This window comes from uncultured Parasphingorhabdus sp. (assembly GCF_963975735.1).
Classification (GTDB): Bacteria; Pseudomonadota; Alphaproteobacteria; order Sphingomonadales; family Sphingomonadaceae; genus Parasphingorhabdus.
This window is the reverse complement of record NZ_CAXBIA010000017.1, coordinates 30456-52599: the sequence shown is the minus strand read 5'-3', so window position 1 is coordinate 52599 and position 22144 is coordinate 30456. Positions and strand designations below refer to the sequence as shown.

The 22144-nt window shown below is 55.3% G+C and carries 21 protein-coding genes and 1 tRNA gene; 10 read left to right on the top strand and 12 right to left on the bottom strand.

What is annotated here, in order from left to right; all coding sequences use genetic code 11:
• Both AACZ86_RS14570 and AACZ86_RS14565 read right to left on the bottom strand, forming a co-directional pair.
• A partial coding sequence (locus AACZ86_RS14570; protein ID WP_339693743.1) for a P-loop NTPase fold protein occupies positions 1-1061 on the bottom strand: 1061 nt, incomplete at its 3' end.
• Positions 1062-1620: 559 nt separating this feature from the next.
• Complete coding sequence (locus tag AACZ86_RS14565) at positions 1621-2916, bottom strand: site-specific integrase (protein ID WP_339693742.1); 1296 nt, start codon at positions 2914-2916, stop codon at positions 1621-1623.
• A gap of 249 nt (positions 2917-3165) precedes the next feature.
• On the opposite strand from AACZ86_RS14565, the gene AACZ86_RS14560 reads away from it, so the two are divergent.
• On the top strand, positions 3166-3666 hold the full coding sequence (locus AACZ86_RS14560) for a DUF6151 family protein (RefSeq protein ID WP_339693740.1): 501 nt from the start codon (positions 3166-3168) through the stop codon (positions 3664-3666).
• 258 nt (positions 3667-3924) lie between these two features.
• On the opposite strand, the gene AACZ86_RS14555 is transcribed toward AACZ86_RS14560, so the two are convergent.
• From AACZ86_RS14555 to ubiA, 4 genes are all read right to left on the bottom strand, one after another.
• A complete protein-coding gene (locus tag AACZ86_RS14555; protein ID WP_339693739.1) occupies positions 3925-4416 on the bottom strand; it encodes a hypothetical protein in 492 nt (163 codons plus the stop codon).
• A 15-nt stretch (positions 4417-4431) separates the two neighbouring features.
• Positions 4432-5565, bottom strand: a complete 1134-nt coding sequence (locus tag AACZ86_RS14550; protein ID WP_339693737.1) for an NADH oxidase — start codon at positions 5563-5565, stop codon at positions 4432-4434.
• 144 nt (positions 5566-5709) lie between these two features.
• Complete coding sequence (locus AACZ86_RS14545; protein ID WP_339693735.1) at positions 5710-6726, bottom strand: aldo/keto reductase; 1017 nt, start codon at positions 6724-6726, stop codon at positions 5710-5712.
• Between the two features lie 95 nt (positions 6727-6821).
• Positions 6822-7739 carry a 4-hydroxybenzoate octaprenyltransferase gene (gene ubiA / locus AACZ86_RS14540; protein ID WP_339693733.1) on the bottom strand — a complete coding sequence of 306 codons (918 nt, stop codon included), beginning with the start codon at positions 7737-7739 and terminating at the stop codon, positions 6822-6824.
• Positions 7740-7901: 162 nt separating this feature from the next.
• Here ubiA and AACZ86_RS14535 point away from each other — a divergent pair, with 162 nt between their 5' ends.
• Together AACZ86_RS14535 and AACZ86_RS14530 are read left to right on the top strand one after the other, a co-directional pair.
• Entirely contained in the window at positions 7902-8663 is a 762-nt protein-coding gene (locus AACZ86_RS14535; protein WP_339693732.1) for a 16S rRNA (uracil(1498)-N(3))-methyltransferase, read from the top strand.
• Positions 8664-8844: 181 nt separating this feature from the next.
• The gene (locus tag AACZ86_RS14530) at positions 8845-10806 is read left to right on the top strand and encodes a proprotein convertase, P (protein ID WP_339693747.1); all 1962 of its coding nucleotides are present in this window, start codon (positions 8845-8847) and stop codon (positions 10804-10806) included.
• On the opposite strand, the gene AACZ86_RS14525 is transcribed toward AACZ86_RS14530, so the two are convergent.
• The 3 genes from AACZ86_RS14525 to AACZ86_RS14515 form a co-directional block, all read right to left on the bottom strand.
• Positions 10803-11270 (bottom strand): YaiI/YqxD family protein, encoded by a 468-nt coding sequence (locus tag AACZ86_RS14525; RefSeq protein ID WP_339693730.1) that lies wholly within the window; start codon positions 11268-11270, stop codon positions 10803-10805. The two genes, AACZ86_RS14530 and AACZ86_RS14525, sit on opposite strands and share 4 nt — an antisense overlap.
• Positions 11271-11278: 8 nt before the next feature.
• Positions 11279-13267, bottom strand: a complete 1989-nt coding sequence (locus AACZ86_RS14520; RefSeq protein ID WP_339693728.1) for a DEAD/DEAH box helicase — start codon at positions 13265-13267, stop codon at positions 11279-11281.
• Between the two features lie 99 nt (positions 13268-13366).
• On the bottom strand, positions 13367-14551 hold the full coding sequence (locus AACZ86_RS14515) for an NAD(P)/FAD-dependent oxidoreductase (protein WP_339693726.1): 1185 nt from the start codon (positions 14549-14551) through the stop codon (positions 13367-13369).
• Between the two features lie 408 nt (positions 14552-14959).
• Between AACZ86_RS14515 and AACZ86_RS14510 the strand changes: the two genes are divergently transcribed.
• Together AACZ86_RS14510 and AACZ86_RS14505 are read left to right on the top strand one after the other, a co-directional pair.
• Positions 14960-15199 (top strand): hypothetical protein, encoded by a 240-nt coding sequence (locus AACZ86_RS14510; RefSeq protein WP_339693724.1) that lies wholly within the window; start codon positions 14960-14962, stop codon positions 15197-15199.
• The gene (locus AACZ86_RS14505; protein WP_339693722.1) at positions 15189-16373 is read left to right on the top strand and encodes an AI-2E family transporter; all 1185 of its coding nucleotides are present in this window, start codon (positions 15189-15191) and stop codon (positions 16371-16373) included. Before AACZ86_RS14510 ends, AACZ86_RS14505 begins: the two co-directional genes overlap by 11 nt.
• A 99-nt stretch (positions 16374-16472) precedes the next feature.
• On the opposite strand, the gene AACZ86_RS14500 is transcribed toward AACZ86_RS14505, so the two are convergent.
• From AACZ86_RS14500 to AACZ86_RS14490, 3 genes are all read right to left on the bottom strand, one after another.
• Positions 16473-16754 (bottom strand): GIY-YIG nuclease family protein, encoded by a 282-nt coding sequence (locus tag AACZ86_RS14500; RefSeq protein WP_339693721.1) that lies wholly within the window; start codon positions 16752-16754, stop codon positions 16473-16475.
• 85 nt (positions 16755-16839) lie between these two features.
• Positions 16840-16915 (bottom strand) — tRNA-Ala (locus AACZ86_RS14495).
• Positions 16916-16965: 50 nt separating this feature from the next.
• Positions 16966-17289, bottom strand: coding sequence for a TIGR02300 family protein (locus tag AACZ86_RS14490; RefSeq protein WP_339693719.1), 324 nt, complete (start codon positions 17287-17289; stop codon positions 16966-16968).
• A gap of 183 nt (positions 17290-17472) precedes the next feature.
• On the opposite strand from AACZ86_RS14490, the gene aroA reads away from it, so the two are divergent.
• The 5 genes from aroA (at position 17473) to AACZ86_RS14465 (ending at position 22143) form a co-directional block, all read left to right on the top strand.
• Entirely contained in the window at positions 17473-18822 is a 1350-nt protein-coding gene (gene aroA, locus AACZ86_RS14485; RefSeq protein WP_339693717.1) for a 3-phosphoshikimate 1-carboxyvinyltransferase, read from the top strand.
• The gene (locus AACZ86_RS14480) at positions 18819-19079 is read left to right on the top strand and encodes a permease (protein ID WP_339693715.1); all 261 of its coding nucleotides are present in this window, start codon (positions 18819-18821) and stop codon (positions 19077-19079) included. Before aroA ends, AACZ86_RS14480 begins: the two co-directional genes overlap by 4 nt.
• On the top strand, positions 19076-19708 hold the full coding sequence (locus AACZ86_RS14475) for a d(CMP) kinase (RefSeq protein ID WP_339693714.1): 633 nt from the start codon (positions 19076-19078) through the stop codon (positions 19706-19708). The genes AACZ86_RS14480 and AACZ86_RS14475 overlap by 4 nt, the downstream gene beginning before the upstream one ends.
• 220 nt (positions 19709-19928) lie before the next feature.
• Positions 19929-21632, top strand: coding sequence for a 30S ribosomal protein S1 (gene rpsA / locus AACZ86_RS14470; protein WP_339693713.1), 1704 nt, complete (start codon positions 19929-19931; stop codon positions 21630-21632).
• A 229-nt stretch (positions 21633-21861) separates the two neighbouring features.
• Positions 21862-22143 carry an integration host factor subunit beta gene (locus AACZ86_RS14465; RefSeq protein ID WP_339693712.1) on the top strand — a complete coding sequence of 94 codons (282 nt, stop codon included), beginning with the start codon at positions 21862-21864 and terminating at the stop codon, positions 22141-22143.
• Position 22144 lies beyond the last annotated feature (1 nt).

The following is a 22144-nucleotide window of genomic DNA, read 5'->3' as shown; positions in this document are numbered from 1 at the left end:
GCTATCTGATCGGCGAGCTGAAGTGCCGATTCAACTTCTGGCGGTATCTCGCCTAGGGACTCTTTGATGGACTCTCGATTGAAACCCTCTCCGCCCCATGGACGTCGTAATACATTTCGTGTGAGTTCGATCAATTTGGTGAATTTGTCGTCGCTATGATTGAGCGTCTGACTGACAAGTAAAAGTGTTATATATGTTCGGGTTTCCACAGACCCCAGAGGCGGCAAACGGAATGGAACTTGAATAAGTTTTTCGAGATAATTGCGAGCGTAAGATGCGGGGCCTGTAGATAGTGGCAGGTCCGGGAAGTGCTTTCGCACGGCATATTCGATCATGGCTTCGTCGGCCGCAACCACAAATGCAGAGCCGGGGACAAATAGAAACAACCTAATCGCTTCGAGCGTTTCAATCGCCGTTTCTGGAAGACATCTGTCGAGATCATCAACGACAACGACGAGACGCTCCACCTTTGCAATTTTGAGTAGTTCGGCGAACTCAACACGGAATGCATGAATCTGATCGGGGATGGTTTCTGCCTTGGCAGGACTAAGCATACCGCTCGCACCCTCGACAAGCGATTCAATATCTGAACTTTCAATATTTTGAGACTGGCCGATCAAGCCTTTTAGGCCAGAAATCAAATCCTTTGCCTGATCAATGCTTGGGATGCCGGTCATTGCGGTAAATGCTAATCCGCCACCCTTCTTTGCCAGTTTAAGCCAATTGACCCTGCTAAGGAGTTCTGCCGCTTTGTCCTTTACCGCCTGAGATGTTTTTTTCTGCTGGACAAGTTCAGCAATGATCGACTCAATAAGGACAGTTTTTGTTTCTTCAAATCCTTGAAACAACCATCCATTAAAATGGACACACAATGTGTCATCGTCAGTCCCGTATTTTGATTCGATCATTTTGAGGACGCTTGACTTACCTGCTCCCCAATCACCGTGAACCCCTATAGTTACTGGTGATTGTCCAGCCTGCTCTATCGTCTCAATAATCGTATTCGAAATCGCTTCATAATAAAGATAGTCAACTTCGGTTTCATTATCTGGAATAATCATTTCTTGCCTTCTTGGAGGTGCTTTGCTCGTTTAAATCAGAAATCTAGCAACATATTTGGATTTCTACCAATCAAATGATCGCGAAGTAGGACGGAGAATCAGATAGACATCCGAGCCGTACTCTAAGGCCAATTTTCGGTCTAAGCAGTTGTTTCGTCTTGATCTTGAGGCCAAAAGTAACCGGTAAAGTGTCGAGGCCATTTGGCCAACGGTTGATAGAGGCCACGTCCCGTTCCGCTTTCAACTAGCCAGCGGCGAAGCGAAACGGAACGCAGTAGAGCGCAGAATTGGGGGTGAACCGAGGCTCGGCTCACCTAATTCCCAAATCTGCTTGGCCTGTGTCCCGATCAAAAGCGCCAGCGGCGCATCGGAGACTCAGGCGGAAGGGCTTGCATGACGGGCCGCATCGAAGCTCGATGGGCTATTGATCCGCCAACCAAGCCAACCGGTTTCACTCGACCAAGAATGCCAGCGGCAAGTCGGCGACCGGTAACAAGGAGGCCACGCTGCACATCGCAGCCCGACGCTGTTTTTATGAAAACTCATATGAGGCGAATGATTACTCCCGTGGCTTTCTCGTCCGGCGAGCAGGTTTAGCCGCGAGCCGCGCCTTTGCACCCGCCGACGCTTTGGCCGTGCTGTCACTGTCAGCAAGATCGGTCATCATCGGTTCCCATCCGCTCATTCCCTGTAACACGCGGTCGGCATGTTTGATGGTATTCACATGACCATAATGTTGCTCGATCATCTTGACCGAAGTTCCCATCTGCTCGGCAAGGATATAAACATCGACACCTTCGCTAAGGCGGAAGGTGGCATAGGTGTGACGGAAACAATAGGTTGAACGCGGTGTCCCGTTCGGTCCGATTTTGAGTTCCGCGTGGGTCAGCAGTTTTTCAACGGCGTCTTCAAACAGATATTTGGCAGGTTTTCCGCTGATAATGGTGAATACTGGATCATCGGGCAGCGTGGCTTTCGAGATCGCGCGGATGCGATCAAGATAATCGCCCACACTCTTGGGTGCGACCAGCTTGCGTGATTTGGCTTTGCCTTGGACGAAAAGAACGATGATTTCTTTGCCGTCACGATCCTTGGCAGGCATGATATCACGCCAGCGTAGATTCTTGGCCTCGGGCGGACGCATACCGGTGTTGCACATGATAAGCATGAAATTGTAGCACATCGTGCGCGCCCACGTTCCGGGCGCAGTCGTGGCTTTCTTGATCCAAGCGCGCCCCGCAGTATGCAGCTTGCGATACTCTTCCAGCGTGAATTCATCGCGGCGCATCGTTTTGAGCTTTGGCTTGCCCTCGAAACGCTGGTTTGCGGGGACGTAGCGTTTGCGAATGGCAAAGTTCATGGCCGCATTGAACGCGCCCATTTCGAAGTCGATGGTGGCATCGCTGATCTGGGCGCGATGGCGGCCTTTACCATTCTCGCGCCGCCATGTCGGATAACCAGCCCAGCGGTCTTGCCCAATCAAATGGATCTGTGTGCTGCCGACATAGCGGTCCAGCGCACCCAGCAGTACATTTTTGAGATTTTTGACACGCGCAGCGGAAATCTCGCCAGTATCGGCGCGGCGTTGCTGCACGGCGATAAATTCCTCCGCAACTTGGCGAAAGGGCCGGTTGAAAACCGGCACGTCATGCTTGAGCCGAAAGCGAACATCGGCGTCGTGGTCAAAAGCGCGGTCGCGCGCGGCATCCCGGTCGGGTGTCCCCAATGCAATGGTCTTGTAGCGGTCGTCTTTCGGCAGCTTTATCCGGCAGTAGAAATTGCGATGCGCAACATCGCCTCGCCGGAAGATTATAAGTCCGGGTTTGAGTTCTTCCTTATCGGTGATAAACGCCATCGCATCCTCCACTGTGCAGAATCCGTGCAGATCGGCGGGCTAAGTCATTGATTTGCCGTATCTGTGTAGGCTCTGTGTGGATGTTTATATATGTTTTTGTTGTTTGATCATAGAACTTTAGTTAAATACTCTCATCCTGAACTCGTTTCAGGACCCGGAACGGCAAGCACTACTGTGATGCATTGCCGCCCGTCACCCCGGGCTCGATCCGGGATGACGAGCTGCTGCCGATGCGCTAATCTCCGCGATATGGCTAACGCACCCCTCATCTCCACCTGCCAATGTGGGAAAGTCCGCTTTCAGGCTGTCGGGCGCCCGATTCTGAGCGGTGTCTGCTATTGCAATGACTGTCAGGCGGGCGCGGCAATGCTCGAGGCGCTGGACAGTGCAGCCAGGGTTACCGAAGAGGATGGCGGGACCCATTATCTGACCTATCGCGACGACCGGTTTTCTTGTGTTGCAGGCGCTGACCGGCTGAAAGCCTTTCAGAATGCACCCGATGCCCCGACCCGGCGCATGGTCGCGTCCTGCTGCAACACGGCGATGTATCTGAAATTTTCAAAAGGTCACTGGACCTCGGCTTATGCAAAGCGCTTCGCGGGCGATATCCCGCCGGTCGAAATGCGCACCCAGACCCAGTTTCGACAGTCGAGCATGCCCCTGCCCGACGATGTGCCAAGTTACCGGACGTTCGGGCCGAAGCTGTTCTGGCGTCTGATCACATCCCGAATCGCGATGCTATTCGGATGAACTGCCTTCTCCCTTAAGGGAGAAGGATACGAAGGCTTGCCAGCTCTGCTGGTTAGCCGCAGTTGGATGAGGGTGCTCGGGTGGTGGTTGAACGTACAAACCAACCGGCAGCGCGCCCTCACCCAGCTCCGATGGGAGCATAGTTTACCTACAGCAGCGCCAAACTCCCTCAAGGGAGAGGGAATCGTCATCCTGAACTCTTTTCAGGACCCCGAGCGGCAAGCACCAAAATGGCGCATTGCCGCTCCGGCCCCAGGATCATGTCCGGGGTGACAAAGCTTCTATGCTTTCAAACTCGACCTCGAATGGATCAGAATAATACTCAGTTAATCCATATCCTCTTTGTACGAAAACAAAGGCACAACCGTTATCCTCGATCTTGGCCATTACGGATTCAATTTGGGTTGGCACACTTGTCTCAAGTAGAGAAAAATCAACTAAGTTTGACTTATCTCCATCCGACACTGGATTGACGTTAAATCCATAGGGTCTTCTGTACATCGCCTTCAAATCAGAGTTTTCACAATTCACTGATTGAACCATAAGCGATCTGCTGCCGATTTTCTTCAGGTCATCGCGATCAATTTCAAGCGTCAGCTTGATGGAGTGAATGTTTGATCCCGGCTCAACTTCATGACGCAGGTCAAAGGCCTTCAATACCGAGACCTTTTCTCGATCATTCAGCCAAGCGCAGCTTGTCAGCAACAAGCTGCTAACGATCAATGTAATCACTCCATCAATGCGTAACATTTTTTAAGCCGATTATCAGAGCGCAGGATTAACCAGCACCTTCTCGCCGGTTGCCTTCTTGTCATAGCCCTTGGCGATGTCCGGATCGATCATGTCCATCAGGCTGATCTCGCTGGAATAGTCGCTGTGGAAAATGCCGTTGCGTTCGGCGACGGTATACATGCGCATTTCCATCATCCGTTCGCCGCCGACCTTTTCGAGATGCGGGGTCAGCAACCAGCCGCCAACGCCCCAGTAGAGGCCGAGACCGCCGCCGAGGATGGTTTCGCCGGTGTCGAGACGGCCATAGATATAGACCTGCTTGTTGACGGTCGAACCATAGACGCTGAATTCCGCGCCGCGCACGGCTGCTGCTTTTTCCATCGCGGTCAGGATATAGCTGGCCATCTTGCCACCACCGATCGCATCAAAGCCGAGCGTCGCGCCGGTTTCAGCCAGGGCAGCGATCAGCTGGTCCATGAAGTCGCCTTTGGTGCTGTCGATCACATGGGTCAGGCCGATATCGGTGAGGATTTTCTTCTGGGCATCGGAGCGAACGATCGCGACCAGTGGCACGCCTTCCTTGAGGCAGAGCTTGGCGAGCATCTGGCCGAGGTTGGATGCTGCCGCGGTATGCACCAAAGCTTCATGGCCTTCGGCCCGCATCGTGTTGAGGAAGCCCTGCGCGGTCATCGGGTTGACGAACAGCGAAGCACCTTCCTTGGCCGGTGCGCCTTCGGGCAGCGGGACGCACATCATGGCGGGCATCACGCGATGGGTGCGATACATTTCGCCACCGACGATCGTCACGACCTTGCCCATCAGTGCCTGCGCCGCGTCGGATGAACCGGCTGCAACCACAGTGCCCGCGCCTTCATTGCCGGCGGCCAGTTTCTTGCCGGCGCGCCCCTTGAAGAATGGCTGCATCGCAGGCTCCACATCGGCAACCAGCGCCGGATGGCCGTCGACGGTTTCGCTGCGGACGGTGTCCATATTGGCGGCTGCGGTCAGCAAGCCGAGATCGGATGGGTTGATCGGAACCGCTTCCATTTGAACGACGACTTCATGGTCCTTCAATTCCGGCACTTCATACGGCTCGATCGACAATATCGATTTGCCATCCTCCGTGACGGTGGTGAACAGTTGCTTTGCGTCGGGAAATTGACTCATTGGAAATTCCTCTCTCTCTTGTGTTTCTAGAAATTTGTGGTGGCCGCGAGTGCCCCCAATCTTGCGGTAATCCCGAAAAAACCGGTCACCGTTTCATCGACAATCTGTTTGGCAGTCTTAACCTCGTCATTCAAACCTCGTGAATCAACCCATCGGGTACATGATTTCCCGACTGATCTTGTAAATCCGTTTCATCATCTCGTCGCTGAGCACCAGATCGGTAGCGGCAAAAATCTCGGGAAGTTGATCAGTGTGGGTTGCACCGACAATGGTCGAAGCGACAAAATCATGCTGTTTCGACCATGCGGTTGCCAGCGTCACCGGGGCAACGCCCAGTTCTTCGGCAATCGCCATGAACCGCTTGGTCGATTCCTCCGACTTGGGATTGACGAACCGTTCCGCCATTTTCTTCTGGCGGCCACCCAGATTAAGATAGGCAGAGAAACGCGCCCCCTCTGGCGTCGCGCCATCATTATATTTGCCCGACAGGGCCCCGCCGGCGAGCGGCGAATAAGGGATCAGGCTGACCCCTTCCTGCCGGCAGACCTGCGCCAGTTCATCCTCGAACCGACGGTTGTTCATGCTGAAATTATTCTGGATTGTGCAATAGCGGGTGACACCCAGCCGCTCTGAAGCCTCGAGCGATTTCATCAGGCCCCAGCTGGTTTCGTTGGAACAGCCGATCGCTCGGATCTTGCCCTTGCGGATTTCCTCGTCGAGCACTTCCATCGTTTCGTCATAGGCAGTGCCATGATCGGGCCAGTGGGTCTGGTAAAGGTCGATATAGTCGGTCTGGAGCCGCTTGAGACTGTCGTCGAGCGCCTTGACGATATTGTGTCGATCCATCGCGGTCATACCGGCGCGCTGTGCTGATTCAATCCAGCCGTGGCTTGGACCGGAAACCTTGGTGGCGATGATCAGACTGTCGCGATCCTTGCCCTTCATCCAGCGGCCGACAATATTCTCGGTCTCCCCTGCCCATTCACGCTTCGGCGGCACCGGATAATTTTCTGCGGTATCGAAGAAGTTGATCCCCGCTTCGACCGATTCATCCATGATCCTGTGCGACATCGCCTCGTCGGCGCTGCTGCCGAAGGTCATCGTCCCCATGCAGATCTCGGATACATAAATCGGGCTTCGGCCCAGGCGGCGTTTTTTCATGCAAATGTCTCCGGGAGATAGGATGCTGGATTAACTGTACAGTTAACTAGCATAACCCGCACGGGTTGCGAAATGCAATCCAATTCCGCTGATAGCTAGCCGGCCTGCCCTAAAACCAGACAGGCGAGAAACATCAGTAGGCCGGCAAAGCGATTGGACCGGAACTTGGCAAGCGCATCGTCCCCATCACCGCTTTTCAGGGTCGCAACCTGCCAAAAAAGATGCAGTCCGACGGGTACAAGAGCCACGAGACCAAGCCATTGGGGGCGCAGCATCCAGAATGCGGCGGCCCAGCTCCCGAGCGCGACCAGATAAAAGAGGAGCACGCCGGAACGCACATTATCCCCCAGTCGCAACGCGCTCGACCGTATCCCGACCAAAGCATCGTCTTCTTTATCTTGCAGCGCGTAAATCGTGTCATAGCCGATCACCAGGAATATCGAACCGAGATAGAGCAGCAGCATCGCCCAGTGGAATTGCGGTATAATCGCCAGCCAGCCGACCAGCGCACCCCAGCTGAACACCAGTCCCAGCCACGCCTGCGGCCACCAGGTGATCCGTTTCATGAACGGATAGGCGGCGACCAGAGCGAGGCTGCCCAGCGCCACCAGCTTGGCCGTGCCATTGATCTGGAGCCAGACCAGCAGCCCGATCAGGCATAATATGCCGAGCCACGCCCAAGCGGCTTTCAGCGACGTGACACCGCTGGCTAAAGGCCGCGAGCGGGTCCGCTCCACCTGACGGTCGAGATCCCGGTCGACAATATCATTATAGACACAGCCCGCGCCACGCATCGCGATCGCACCGACCAGCAGCCAGAGGAGCAGGTCCCAGCGCTCGATCGCACCGCCGGCAAGCGCCACGCCCCAGGCGCACGGCCAGAACAATAGCCACCAGCCGATCGGGCGGTCAAAACGGGCAAGCAGGGCAAAGGGCCGGGCTGCAACGGGCAGCAGGCCGACAATGCCCTTATGTTCGGAATCGGGGACGATCTGTTCTGACGGGTTCGACATGACAGCCGTTTATCGTCATTTCTCCAACGCGTCATCCTGAACTTCTCTAACTCGTCATCCTGAACTTGTTTCAGGACCTCAGCCGGACATGTGCATTCTTCCGAAGAGATGCTGAAATAAATTCAGCATGACGAGAATGAAAGCCCGCGCTAAACAACATCCATGCCAGCCACACCCGCCTATCCCCCGCACAGCGCCCCGCGCCTCTATGTCGATGTCGAAATATCCGACGGCGCAGAAATCCGGCTCGACGGCAGCCACGCCCATTATCTGCTGAAAGTTATGCGGATCAGGCAAGGCGATCCAATAAAATTGTTCGACAACCGCACTGGTGAATATCTTGCCCATGTAACGGCGCTCGGCAAACGCGATCTGATCCTGATGGTTGATGGCAAGACACGGGAACGGGAGGCGGTTCCCGATCTTTGGCTGTGCACCGCGCCGATCAAGAAAGACCGCTTCAACTGGATCGCGGAGAAAGCAACCGAACTCGGCGTCGACAGGATCATGCCGGTACAGACCGAACGCACCCAGAGTCATAATATCAAGACGGAAAAGCTGCATGCCCATATGATCGAGGCAGCGGAACAATGCGAGCGCACCGCCCTTCCCGCCCTTGATCCGTTGGTAAAATTGACCGACATGCTCGAACAATGGCCTGCCGAACGCCATCTGTTCTTCGCCGACGAACGAATACACTCAACCGGTGAGGGCAGCTTCCGCAAGGCGTTGGTAGCCCATGCTGGGCCAGCGGCAATCCTGATCGGCCCCGAAGGCGGCTTCTCCGATGCGGAAAACGAAATGATCCGCGCCCTGCCCCAGTCGGTGCCGGTATCGCTTGGCCCGAGAATATTGCGCGCCGATACCGCAGCGCTAGCGGCGATCAGTCTATGGATGGCGGGCCGTGGCGACTGGAACGGCTAAATCCGGCTTGTTCGTGCTGATTCGGCAGTTCATGACGGGTTGGTAAAATCGCGTTAATCATTCCTGGAAACCCAAAATTTAACCAATCTTTCAGAGTATTCCTCTACCTATTAGCGCTATGAAGTGGGGACAAAATTTTCCGGGACTGACCATCCCGAGGAATTTAGTCGCGGTGGGAAAGATGCTTTCCTGCCTCGTCTTGATCTGCCTTGCCTTGATATATCCCTCGGCTGTCCAGGCCCAGACCGTCACACAATATACAATCAGTGAACCCGGCGGTTCAAACGACATTGTCGCGGCTCGCACTTGCGGAACCGGCACCGGTGGAACCGGCGGGTCACCACTGGTCAAGAATTTTTCGGTCGGCACCAATTTCACCGTTGCCGACGTCGACCTGGGTTTTCTCGCTTCCCATGCCTATCGCACAGATATTCAGGTCATTTTACAATCCCCTGCAGGAACGCGGGCTATTCTTGTCGTTGGTTCCACCGCGGGGGGCAATAATCATTTGAACGTCCGGCTGAGCGATGAGTCCAGCCCTGCGGTAAACAGCGGCGGTCACGGCAGTGACAATTTGACGCCAACGCCTAACCCGCCGACCGTTGCCTATCAGCGGCAGTTCTCTCCCAATAACCCGCTGAGCGTGTTCGATGGGCAAAATTCAATCGGTACCTGGCGCATGGAAATCTGCGACATGTACCCGAGCGCCGATGACGGAAATTTTCTGAGAGCAGACTTATGGCTGACTTCAGCACCCACCAATTTTGCCGACCTGTCATTGGCCAAGACCGTCAGCAATGCGACCCCGGCAAACGGTGCCAACATCACCTACACGCTCTCCCTCAATAATTCCGCCGCATCGAACCAGACCGCGGCAGCAACCGTCAATGACTTGCTTCCACTGGGCGTGACGTTCGTCAGTGCATCCGGTTACGGAACCTATAATAGCGGCACCGGCATATGGACGGTACCGTCGATTGCTCCCGGGCAGACCCGAGCTATAAACATAGTGGTCAATGTCACGGCCACATCAGGAGCCACCGTTACCAATAACGCCGAGGTGGCGTCGTCCGATCGGGTAGACCCGGATTCCACGCCCAACAACGGGATCACCGGCGAAGATGATTACGCGAGCCGGGCTTTTACTGTATCGGGATCACGTACCGCGGGCATTCCACCTAGCCTGACCAGCGTTTGCCCTGTCTCCAATCAGATATTGTTCGACTGGAATGGCAAAGCCTGGGTGGGCGGCTCGACAAACAACAGTTATACGGTGAGCGGTATCGGATCGATCAATTTTGCGATCACCAATACGGGCGGCAGCTATGATGATGGCTCGCCCGCTGTGAACAACAACAATTACGGCAGCCTGGCGAATACGGAACAGTCGCTATATGAAAATCTCCAATTTACCACCCAGTCGCAAACCGCAACCACGAGCTTAACCCTGCCAACGGCGGTACCGGGGCTTCAGTTCACCGTTTTCGACGTCGATTATGCCAATAATGACTTTTCCGACAAACTGACGGTTGTCGGCAGTTTCAACGGCTCGACCGTCTTCCCGACGCTGACCAACGGTATCGCCAACTATGTCACGGGCAATGTCGCAATTGGTGATGCCGGATCCAATTCCAACTCGGCCAATGGCAATGTGGTAGTCACCTTCACCTCTCCGGTGGACAGGGTTGATATCATCTATGGTAACCACACGACCGCACCAGCCGATCCGGACGGACAAGCCATTTCAATCCACGATATCAACTTCTGTCGCCCGGTAACCACGATGAGCGTCACCAAGATCAGTTCGGTGATCAGTGATCCGGTCAACGGTACCACCAATCCCAAACGCATCCCCGATGCAATTGTCCAATATTGTATCCTGATCAGCAACAGCGGGTCTGCGACGGCAAATGCGGTCACCGCGACCGACACGCTAACCGGACCCTTCACCTACACCCCGGGCACGATGAAAAGCGGTAGCAATTGCGGATCTGCGACAACCGAGGAAGATGATAACGCCACCGGCGCCGACGAGAGCAACCCATATGGTGCATCCATATCCGGCTCAACCATCACCGCGACGGCGGCGGCATTGGGTCCGGCAAGCAGCTTTGCGCTGACCTTCCGGGTTACAGTAGACTAGCCGAGGCGTTTCAGGCGCACCAATATTTCATCCAGTGACGACAGAAAGCGGGAACGATCCGCCTTGCTGAATGGCGGCGGACCGCCGATATTCTCTGTGCCCATACCGGCGCGCAAATCGGCCATGATCGCCCGTGTCGCTACCGCTGCTCCGATGGAATCAGCGGTGAAGGGCTTGCCGTTGGAACCTACTACGGACGCACCGGCCTTCACGCAGCGATCGGCCAGCAATATGTCGGAGGTAACCACAACAGTGCGGGCGCCAGTGCGTTCGGCAATATAGTCATCAGCTGCATCAAAAGCATCGCTGACCACCACCCTGCTGACCAGCGGATGATCTGGCACGCGGAACGGGCTGTTACTGACAATCACCACCGCCACTTGATGACGGTCCGCCACCCGGTAAATTTCGTCTTTTACCGGGCAGGCGTCCGCATCAACCAATATTTGAATGGCGGTGGTCATAGTTTAGTTCAGTCGGCTTTGGGGGCGCTCGGCTTTCCGCCTTCAAACGAACGTTTTCCGCGGTGCGGCTTTTTGTCACCACCACCGAAATTGCCGCCGGAACCGGATTTGCGATCGCCTTTAAAGTCGGTTTTCTTTTTGAAACCGCCGCCAAATTCGCGCTTTGGTCCGCCGCCGTCAGAACCGCCTTCGCCGTCCGGTTTGCGCTTCTGGTAAGGCTTGCCGCCGCCACCCGCTCTGTCACCGAATTTCTTGTCGCCAAATTTCTTGTCACCGAACTTGTTCTTGCCGAACTGCTTGCCGCCATGTTTCTTGCTGGCGTTGCTGTAATCGCGCTGACCGCCACCGTCGCCGCGTCCGCCCTTGCGGTTACGCTTGGCTTCATCGCGTGGCTTGCCTTCAAACTGGGTGATCACGATATCATCGGTATCATCCCCGCCGGACTCTCTCTTTTCAGCAATCGCAGCAGTAAATTTGTCGACTACCCGACGCGGGATTTCGAACAATGTATCGTCGCCGTTGATCCGGATCGCGCCGATTTCATTCTTGGTGATATGGCCACGGCGGCACAATACCGGTAACAGCCAGCGGGCGTCAGCACGCTGATTATGACCGACGTTCATCTTGAACCAGACCGTATCTTCAAATCCGGGACGCGGACCGCCTGGCGCAGCTTGCGACTGGGCGCCGCGATCGAGCATCTGTTCCGGCGCCGGCATTTTCGCGCGGTGCGATTGTACCAGCATGGCTGCGATTTCTTCCGGCGTTTTTTCGGCCATCAGACGCTTCGCCAGTGCCAGATCATCTTCGTCAATCTCGACTGGCTGCAACAATGTTTCGATCAGCCGCTCGGCATCATTCTTGCGAATGTCGGCGCGTGTCGGTGCATCTTTCCATTCGGCATTGATTTTTGCACCACGCAGCATGGATTCAACCCGCTTGCGCCGCTGGTAAGGCACGATGATAACCGCCGTACCCTTTTTACCCGCACGGCCCGTACGTCCGGAGCGATGCTGCAAAGTCTCGGCGTCGCGTGGCATGTCGACATGCACAACGAGGCTCAGGGTCGGCAGATCGAGGCCGCGGGCAGCAACGTCGGTTGCGACACAGACGCGTGCGCGCTTGCTGCGCAAGGCTTGCATCGCCTGGTTGCGTTCGCTCTGGGTGTGTTCACCGGACAGCGCCACAGCACTGAACCCGCGATCCACAAGGCTTGCGTGCAGGCGGCGAACCGCTTCGCGCGTGCCACAGAACAGCATCGCCGATTCCGCTTCATGAAAGCGCAGCAGATTGACCACCGCGTTTTCGGTATCGGCAGGAGCGACGGTGATTGCCTGATAGGCGATATCGCCATGGCCACGGTCTTCGCCGACGGTAGAAATGCGCAGCGCATCATTCTGATAACGTTTGGCAAGATTGATAATCGGTTTCGGGATCGTCGCCGAGAACATCAATGTCCGGCGATTTTCACCGGTTGCATCGAGAATTTCTTCGAGATCTTCGCGGAAGCCCATGTCGAGCATTTCATCCGCTTCATCGAGAACCGCTGCACGCAGATTTTTAAGGTCGAGCGCTCCGCGTTCGAGGTGATCGCGCAAACGGCCAGGCGTACCGACGATAACATGCGCGCCGCGGCGCAGCTGACGCCGTTCCTTCGATGCATCCATCCCGCCAACGCAGGTCGCGATCTGCGCGCCGGCTGGCTGATAGAGCCAGGTCAGTTCGCGACTCACTTGCAGCGCAAGCTCGCGGGTTGGGGCAATGACCAAGGCCAGCGGCTCGACCAGAAACGGGAAACGCCCGTTGTCATCGAGCAATTGAGGGGCCATAGCCAGACCGAAGGCTACGGTCTTGCCGGAGCCAGTCTGGGCGGATACGATAAGGTCGCGGCCATCCGCTTCTGGTTCAAGCACAGCGGCCTGAACCGGCGTAGGCTTGTCATATTCGTGCGCCGCAAGCGCCTCAGCGAGAAGCGGGGATAATTTCGAGAAAGGCATAATGTTCTAATTCCGTGGCAATTGTGAAAGCCGCGCGGAACTGCCAGTCGCCTGCGGTTTATGAAGATTATGTTGTAATTAAACGGTCTGCACTGGGGATCATATTGCCTTGCCGGCAGCATGGCCACTCGCCCAAGCCCATTGAAAATTATAGCCACCGAGCCAGCCGGTGACATCAACTGCTTCGCCAATAGCATATAAACCGGGCACTTGACCAGCTTCCATATTTTTGGACGAAATTTCCGCTGTACTTATCCCGCCAGCGGTGACTTCCGCCTTGGCAAAACCCTCGGTTCCATTGGGCATGAAGCGCCAGTGGGACAGACGGCGCGCCGCCTCGTCGAGCTTCTTGTCGGTCAAATTGCCCAGTTCCCCTTCGAGGGCGATTCGTTCGATCAGCGTCTCGGTCAGGCGCGTGGGTAAATGAGCGTTAATTGCCTTTTTCAGGGACAAGCGGGGCAGTTGCTTCTTTGCCTGGCTGAGCCAATCGGCAGACAAATCGGGCAGAAAATCAATCTCGACCGATTCGCCATGCTGCCAATAAGATGAAATCTGCAGAATCGCAGGCCCTGACAATCCTTTGTGCGTGAACAGCGCGGCTTCCCGAAAGGCCGTTTTCCCGCATTTCGCGATCACCGGTGCCGACACGCCGGACAGCTCACGGAACAGGGTTTCTTCTCCGCCCAGGGTCAATGGCACGAGCGCCGGCCGAGGCTCAACTATCTTCAAGCCGAATTTTCGCGCCAGATCATAAGCGAATCCAGTCGCACCCATTTTCGGAATCGACGGGCCACCGGTGGCAACGACAAGTGACGGCGCAAAAGCGGTCTCTCCGCCATATTCGACGCGATAGCGACCATCGCTGTGGCCGATATCGGTTATCGCCTTCCCCAGTGACAGGCTGACCGTGTCGGCCGGACACTCGTCCATCAGCATCGCGACAATCTGCCTGGCGGAACCGTCACAGAAGAGCTGCCCCAGTGTCTTTTCGTGCCAGTCGATGCCGTAGCGATCAACCAGTGCGACAAAATCAGCGGCGGTATAGCGACTCAGCGCCGATTTCGCGAAATGCTTGTTCTGGGACAGATAGCGATCGGGCGCAGTGCCGATATTGGTGAAATTGCAACGGCCACCACCGGAAATCAGGATTTTCTTGCCCGGTTCATCGGCATGATCGATCAGAAGAACCTTCCGCCCGCGCTGGCCGGCAACGGCAGCACACATCAGGCCAGCTCCGCCAGCTCCCAGGATTATCGCATCATAATGGGTTGGGACTTTGCGCATGGATTATCGAAAACTCTCTAATATCAGCAGATTCGCGATTGCCGTCTGCGCAGGGTTTTGGTTGTCGCCAAGATAAGCTCCGGCCGATCTCGCCAAATTATTTTGGTATTAAAACCAGCCTGTCCCGCGAGCGACCGCTCAAGCGAAGCCGAGACTGCGCGATCGCGCCTTTATCAGCGATGTCTGCCGTTGGCAACGTCTAGCGGGCTGGCGTCTTCCCAGCCCGTCTTTGCAGGTAAACTCTGTCTTTTGCCATCATCGCAAACCATCCGCCATGAACGATCCCGCGTGCCGCAATCTCCGGATAGATTCTGCTTCCCCGTCAGATCGATCAATCGGCCCTTCGCAACCTTTTGAAGATGGCCGCGTTTTCAAACCAAGTGCAATGGAAATTCGATGGAGCCGGAAATGATCAGCAGCCTCGCTTACGCAATCATCTTGATGGGATGTTCGGATGACATGACCCTCTGTCGTGAAATGACAAGAGACAAGCGCGTCTTCGCAACGCTGCAAGAATGCGAGAGAACAGAGGCCATGGTTCTGCAATCCGACGTGGCGCTGGAAATTGACTATCCGGTCGTAGCGACCAAATGTGCTGCAGGCGCAAAGAAATTTGCCCGGAAAGGCGCGACCGATATTGACGGATAATGATGATCTCGTCACCGGAGAGGCTAGGCTAACACCCGCAACCGAACTGCCCCTCAGCCAGCAAATGCCGACCAAAAGACAGCTCTCGACAGCAATTTTTCTTTTGTCGCTCGGCCTGTTTATGGCTTTGCCATTCGTTCTGTCCGCGGGCGCTGTGTTTTTCAGACCTTTATTCGCGGCGATGGTCATCATGCTGATGTTACTGCCGCTAACCGGCGGATTGACGAAGCTGGGACTACCGAACGCGATTGCCGCCTTTCTTTCCGTGCTGACATTTCTTTTATTTCTGGCTTTCGGATTTCTGCTTATCCTGCAGCCGGCTCTGGAACTCGCAGAGCGGTTTCCCGATATCACGAATATCTTGCAGGAACGGCTCGTTGATATGCGCCAGTTCACCGCTTCTGTATCGCAAATGGGCACGGAATTCTCTTCGACAATCGGCGAGACCACAGGACGCGAAGTGGTCCTCGCAAGCCCCACCGTCATGGAAGAAGCGGCCTATGCCACGCCGGCAGTGCTCCTCGAACTTCTGCTCGTCCTCCTGCTGGTATATTTCATGCTCGAATCCCGCCTCCGGTTGAAGCGAATCATTTTATCAAAACGGTCGACGTTGGCGACCAGTCTGAAAGCGGCGCGGGCCGGACGAAGCATTACCGGAGACCTGTCCCACTATATCGGTGCCGTCACCACGATCAATATTGCAGTCGGGATCATAGTCGCACTCGGTGCATGGACGCTGGATATAGAATCGCCTCTGATGTGGGGCGGTCTGGCGGCCATATTGAACTTCATTCCCTATCTCGGGCCCATGCTGATGGCGGTGCTTCTATTCGGCTTCGGCGCGGCCTCGACCGGCGATCTGGGGGGCGGACTGGTCCCCACAGCGGCCTATATCGGCCTGCAGGCGATCGAAGCCAATTTGATCACGCCCTCGATTCTGGGGCGGCGATTCTCGATGAACCCGGTCGTCATCCTGCTGGCGATCAGCTATTTCACCTGGATATGGGGATTGGGTGGAGCCTTGATAGCGGTCCCCTTGCTGATCGTGGGCAAAGCATTGCTCACTCAAACGGGGAGTCCGAATATTATCGGCTTCATTCTGGGAGAGCCGTTGTTCGATTCTCCGGAAGATAATCAGAGCGAATCACGCGGTCGTCAAAACGACCAGAACTAGCTCGACGCTTTTTCTCATCGTTGGAGCATTGCGCAAATCTGGTGGAGCCCGCCCGCGCCGAAAAATATCGGACTACCCCGACTCAGTCTTGGGCATTGGTTAGCGCAGACGTTTTTTCGCAAACGCTCTGCCGGAGCCGGTTTTCAAATATTTCTCGAACGCCAACGCGACTTCTTCGGAAACAAAATAGTGAGACGAAACAAGCTGCCATGGTTTATACTTGGCCGTATGCTTGGATTTTCCAGCATTATGATCGGCCAGTCGGGCTTGAACATCTTTTGTTAGACCAGTGTAATATTGATCAGGGAATGCAACACTCTGGAGAAAATAAACATAGTGCATGCCGATATAGCCCTCCTTCGCCAAGGCTTCGGCGGGCAACCTACACTCGTACCGATTTCCAAACAATATTTTGCGGGAGAAGGAAATCGGCCTGCCAACCGTAGCTCGCGAAGCGAGCGAAGGTTGGTGGAGCCTAGCGGGATCGAACCGCTGACCTCTTCGCTGCCAGCGAAGCGCTCTCCCAGCTGAGCTAAGGCCCCATTTGAAGAGCGCCTTTAATCCAGACGCCCTTCAGAAAGCAAATCAAAAATTAGGTATCGTCAGGCTCGTCGTCGCCTTTGCCTTTGCTGACACCCAGATCATCGTCACCGCCCAGATCAACTTCATTGTCCGGAGATGGCTCATCATCATCGATGTTGACGTCCAAATCATCATCGTCAACCGAATCTTCTTCCTTCTTCACGGCCTTCTTGGGCGCTTCGAAAGGCATAGGCTGTTTGGATTTCAGCACTGCTTCCGGCACAAAGCTTTCCCCGCATTCGACGCAAGTCGCAGGGTCTTCCTTGCCGAGATCGTAAAAGCGCGTTCCACATTTCGGGCATGTGCGTTTTGTGCCCCATTCCGGTTTAACCATGGCTGGTGTCCAAATCCTGTCTAAATCAATTCGTTGATAGGTAAGTCCGCTATACGGCGATTCAAGTTTTATCTAAATCAGCCGCGAAATCCGGCGCGCCTTGCCATAGCTTTGCTGCGCTGTCAAAAGCCGTTTGATATTCCTGCACGAATCATTTGTGCGTTCCGCTAACAAAGCTCTGACATGACCAGCAACACTCCACAGCCAGTAACGTTCAAACCGTCTGGCCCGCTCACCGGTAAAATTTCCGTTCCCGGAGACAAATCCATATCCCACCGGGCGTTGATATTGTCGGCGCTCGCCGTTGGCAAGAGCCGGATCACCGGACTGCTTGAAGGCGAAGACGTGCTCGCGACTGCCGATGCATTGCGGGCGATGGGAGCGAGAATCGAAAAAGCCGGTGACGTCTGGACCGTAAATGGTGTCGGCGTCGGCGGCCTGATGCAGCCGGACAATGCGATCGAGATGGGAAACAGCGGCACGTCGACGCGCTTGCTGATGGGTCTGGTCGCGTCACACGGGATCACCGCCACATTCATCGGCGATGCGAGTCTGACGAAACGGCCGATGGGCCGGGTGATCGATCCGCTCTCGCAAATGGGTGTCGATATTCAGGCACGCGAGACTTCGGACCATAAATCCTGCCTCCCGCTGACGGTAAGAGGCCAGTGCCCTGCGATCCCGATAGAATATCGCCTGCCGGTCGCTTCCGCGCAGGTCAAATCGGCGATACTGCTCGCCGGCCTCAATACGCCCGGTATTACTCGGATCATCGAGCCGGTACTCACCCGGGATCATAGCGAAACCATGCTCAAGGGTTTCGGAGCGGAAATCAGCGTCGAAACAGACGCCGAGGGTTGCCGGGTCATCTCGCTGACCGGCGAAGCGGAACTCCAGCCGCAAAAGATCAAGGTGCCGGGGGACCCCTCCTCCGCTGCCTTTCTGGCGGTTGCAGCGCTGATCGTGCCCGGATCCGACATCATCATCGAGAATGTCGGCATCAATCCCACCCGCGCAGGCCTGTTTGAAGTGTTGCAGAATATGGGCGGGAACATCAGCTTCAAGAAAAAGCGGACGGTCGGCGGCGAACCGGTCGCGGACATATATGTCAAACATAGCGCTCTCACCGGCATAGACGTGCCCGCCGATATTGCGCCCAGCATGATCGACGAATTCCCTGTCCTGTTCATCGCTGCGGCGATGGCCAGCGGAGAAACCACGACCTGCGGACTGCACGAATTGCGGGTCAAGGAATCCGACCGCCTGTCGCAAATGGCGAAAGGCCTTGAACTGCTCGGCGTGAAGCTGACCGAGAAGGAAGACGGCATGGTGATCGAAGGCAGCGGCGGAAAGCCGTTATCCAACGGACGAACCAAGCCGGTGATCGAAACCGCGCTGGATCATCGTATCGCGATGAGCTTTGCGGTGGCAGGTCTGGTAACAAAATCCGGTCTTGCGATTGATGACATCATGCCAGTGCAAACCAGCTTCCCCGGGTTCCAGGACCTCATAACAGCGCTCATATCCCGATGATCGATGGATTTACCGCCAATGTAATCGGCATTTCCGGCAGCATTCTGGTCGTATTTGCCTATGGTTATAACGTCTATGCGGACGCAGTGAACCCATTTATCTATAACGGCACCAACCTGCTGGGAGCCCTGTTGCTCACCGTCTCTCTAATGGTATATTTCAATCTGGCATCATTTCTGTTGGAGATGGTCTGGATTTCGATTGCTGTGGGCGGTCTCTGGAAGGCCTATCGGAACCGTGCGAGTTCAGGCTCATGATCATTGCTGTCGATGGTCCGACCGCGTCCGGCAAAGGGACAATATCCAAGCAATTGGCGAAACATTTCGCCCTGCCCTTTCTCGATACCGGCTTGCTCTACCGTGCGGTCGGCTGGACGCTCCGGGAGCAAGGTGGCAATGCCGATGTCGCCACCGACGCACTCGCCGCCTGTGCATTTGATGCCAGCTTGCTCGAAAACCCGGGACTGCGCAGCGAAACCGTTGGCGGGCTGGCCAGTCGGGTGTCTGTTCATCCGGAAGTAAGGCGGGCACTCGACAAACGGCAGAAGGACTTCGCCTATCAACCCGCCGGTGCCGTTCTGGATGGCCGTGATATCGGAACCGTCATCGCCCCTGATGCGGATGTGAAGTTATTTGTAACGGCTTCATCCGAGGCGCGTGCAATCAGGCGTTTCGAGGAGATGAAACGACGCGGGGAACCTGCCAATTTTGATGACATTCTCTCCGACATTCTGAAGCGTGACGAACGCGATAAAAATCGCACGACCGCACCGCTCAAGCCCGCCGAAGATGCAGACTTGCTTGATACTACCAATTTGACTATAGACGCCGCCATTCAGCAGGCGATTGCCTTGGTGAATGCGAAGATTAAGCGGCCGGCGCAATAACGATCCGGCATAGCAGACAAATGATGTGCAAGACGGGTTGGTCAAAACCGCCCCGGCTTTAGCGCAGCTTTTGGCATTTGCGCTTAATTTTGCATACATCAAATATCGGCAGTTTTCTGAAGGATGCGGCGGTCGCATGAGGTGATCGCGGCAATTTTGGTCCAAGACCGGCGGAACCAACCGCCTGGCCAGAAAAATTGACTATCAAGGAATAAACCATATGGCCTCAACGGCATTTCCAACCCGCGACGATTTCGCGGCAATGTTAAACGAATCACTCGGTGGCGAAGATCAGGGCTTTGAAGGCCGCGTCGTCAAAGGCACCGTAACCGGCATCGAAAACGACATGGCTGTCATCGATGTAGGATTGAAATCAGAAGGCCGTGTAGCGCTGCGCGAATTCGCCGCTCCCGGTCAAAAAGCCAACATCTCTGTCGGTGACGAAGTCGAAGTCTATGTCGACCGTATCGAAAATGTGAATGGCGAAGCCATGCTGTCCCGCGATCGCGCCCGCCGCGAAGCAAGCTGGGACAAGCTTGAAAAAGAATATGACGAAGGCAATCGCGTCGAAGGTGTTATCTTCGGCCGCGTCAAAGGTGGGTTCACGGTCGATCTTGATGGCGCTGTAGCCTTCCTGCCCGGCAGCCAGGTCGACGTCCGCCCCGTGCGCGACGTGACCCCGTTGATGGACATCACTCAGCCTTTCCAGATCCTCAAAATGGATCGCAAGCGCGGCAACATCGTTGTTTCGCGTCGCGCCATTCTCGAAGAAACCCGCGCCGAACAGCGTTCGGGTCTCATCGAGTCCCTGGCTGAAGGTCAGGTCACCGAAGGCGTCGTCAAGAACATCACCGATTATGGTGCGTTCGTTGACCTCGGCGGTATCGACGGTCTGCTCCATGTCACCGATCTCAGCTACAAGCGGGTCAATCACCCGAATGAGATGATCAACATCGGCGACACGCTGAAAGTCCAGATCATCAAGATCAACAAAGACACCCAGCGCATCTCGCTTGGCATGAAACAGCTCGAAAGCGATCCTTGGGATAGCGCAACCGAGAAATATGCTGTTGGCACCAAGCTCAACGGTTCGGTCACGAACATCACCGAATATGGCGCTTTCGTCGAACTGGAACCTGGCATCGAAGGCCTTGTCCACGTTTCCGAAATGAGCTGGACCAAGAAGAACGTCCACCCGGGCAAGATCGTTTCCACCTCGCAAGAAGTTGAAGTTATCGTTCTCGAAGTCGATACCGAAAAACGTCGCATTTCGCTTGGCCTCAAACAGGCCCAGTCCAATCCATGGACCGACTTTGCGGATACCCACCCGGTTGGCAGCACCGTTGAAGGCGAAGTCAAGAACGCTACCGAATTCGGTCTGTTCATCGGCCTTGAAGGCGACGTCGACGGCATGGTTCACATGTCGGACATCGCTTGGGGCATTTCCGGCGAAGACGCGCTCAACCTCCACCATAAGGGTGAACAGGTAAAAGCCATCGTTCTCGACATCGACATCGAAAAAGAACGTATTTCGCTTGGCATGAAGCAGCTTGAAAAAGGTGCACCTGCCATGGGCGGCACCGATACCGGCGGTCTCAAGAAGGGTTCGGTTGCCACCGTTACCGTTCTCGAAGTTCGCGATGGCGGCCTAGAAGTCCAGATGGGCGACGACGGCGCAACCGGCTTCATCAAGCGCAACGACCTTGGCCGCGACCGCGACGAACAACGTCCCGACCGTTTCCAGGTTGGCCAGAAGCTCGATGCCATGATCACCGGCTTCGACCGTTCGAAGAAACCGAACTTCTCGATCAAGGCGCATCAGCTGGCCGAAGAGAAGCAGGCTGTGGAACAATTCGGTTCAACCGATTCCGGTGCGAGCCTCGGCGACATTCTCGGCGAAGCGCTGAAAAAGAAAGAAGAGTAGTTTCTTCAACCACATGACGGAATGAGAAAAAAAGCCCACCCCTTGATCGGGGTGGGCTTTTTCATTGCCAGCTCCGATTTTGGAGTAATTCTTACAGTTATCCCATAACCATTGAAAACAGACATGATTTCTGGCATCTATGGGGGGTAAATAACATCAGACTTCAAGATTCTTAGAGTCTTTGATGCATGAATTTTCGGGATTTGCCGAAAATCGGAAAGGTGCACCGATGATACGTTCTGAACTATTAGAAAAACTTGCCGAAGAGAATCCGGAATTGAAACCGGATGAAATCGAAAAAATCGTCGACCTGTTTTTCAATCAGATTAGCCAGAAACTGGCTGAAGGTGGCCGCGTGGAACTGCGTGGCTTTGGAGCTTTCTCCACCCGTCAACGAAAACCGCGTACCGGTCGTAATCCGCGCACCGGTGAATCGGTGGAAGTTCCCGCCAAAAGAGTGCCTTATTTCAAACCCGGCAAAGAAATCCGCGAGCAGTTGAACAAGGACTAAT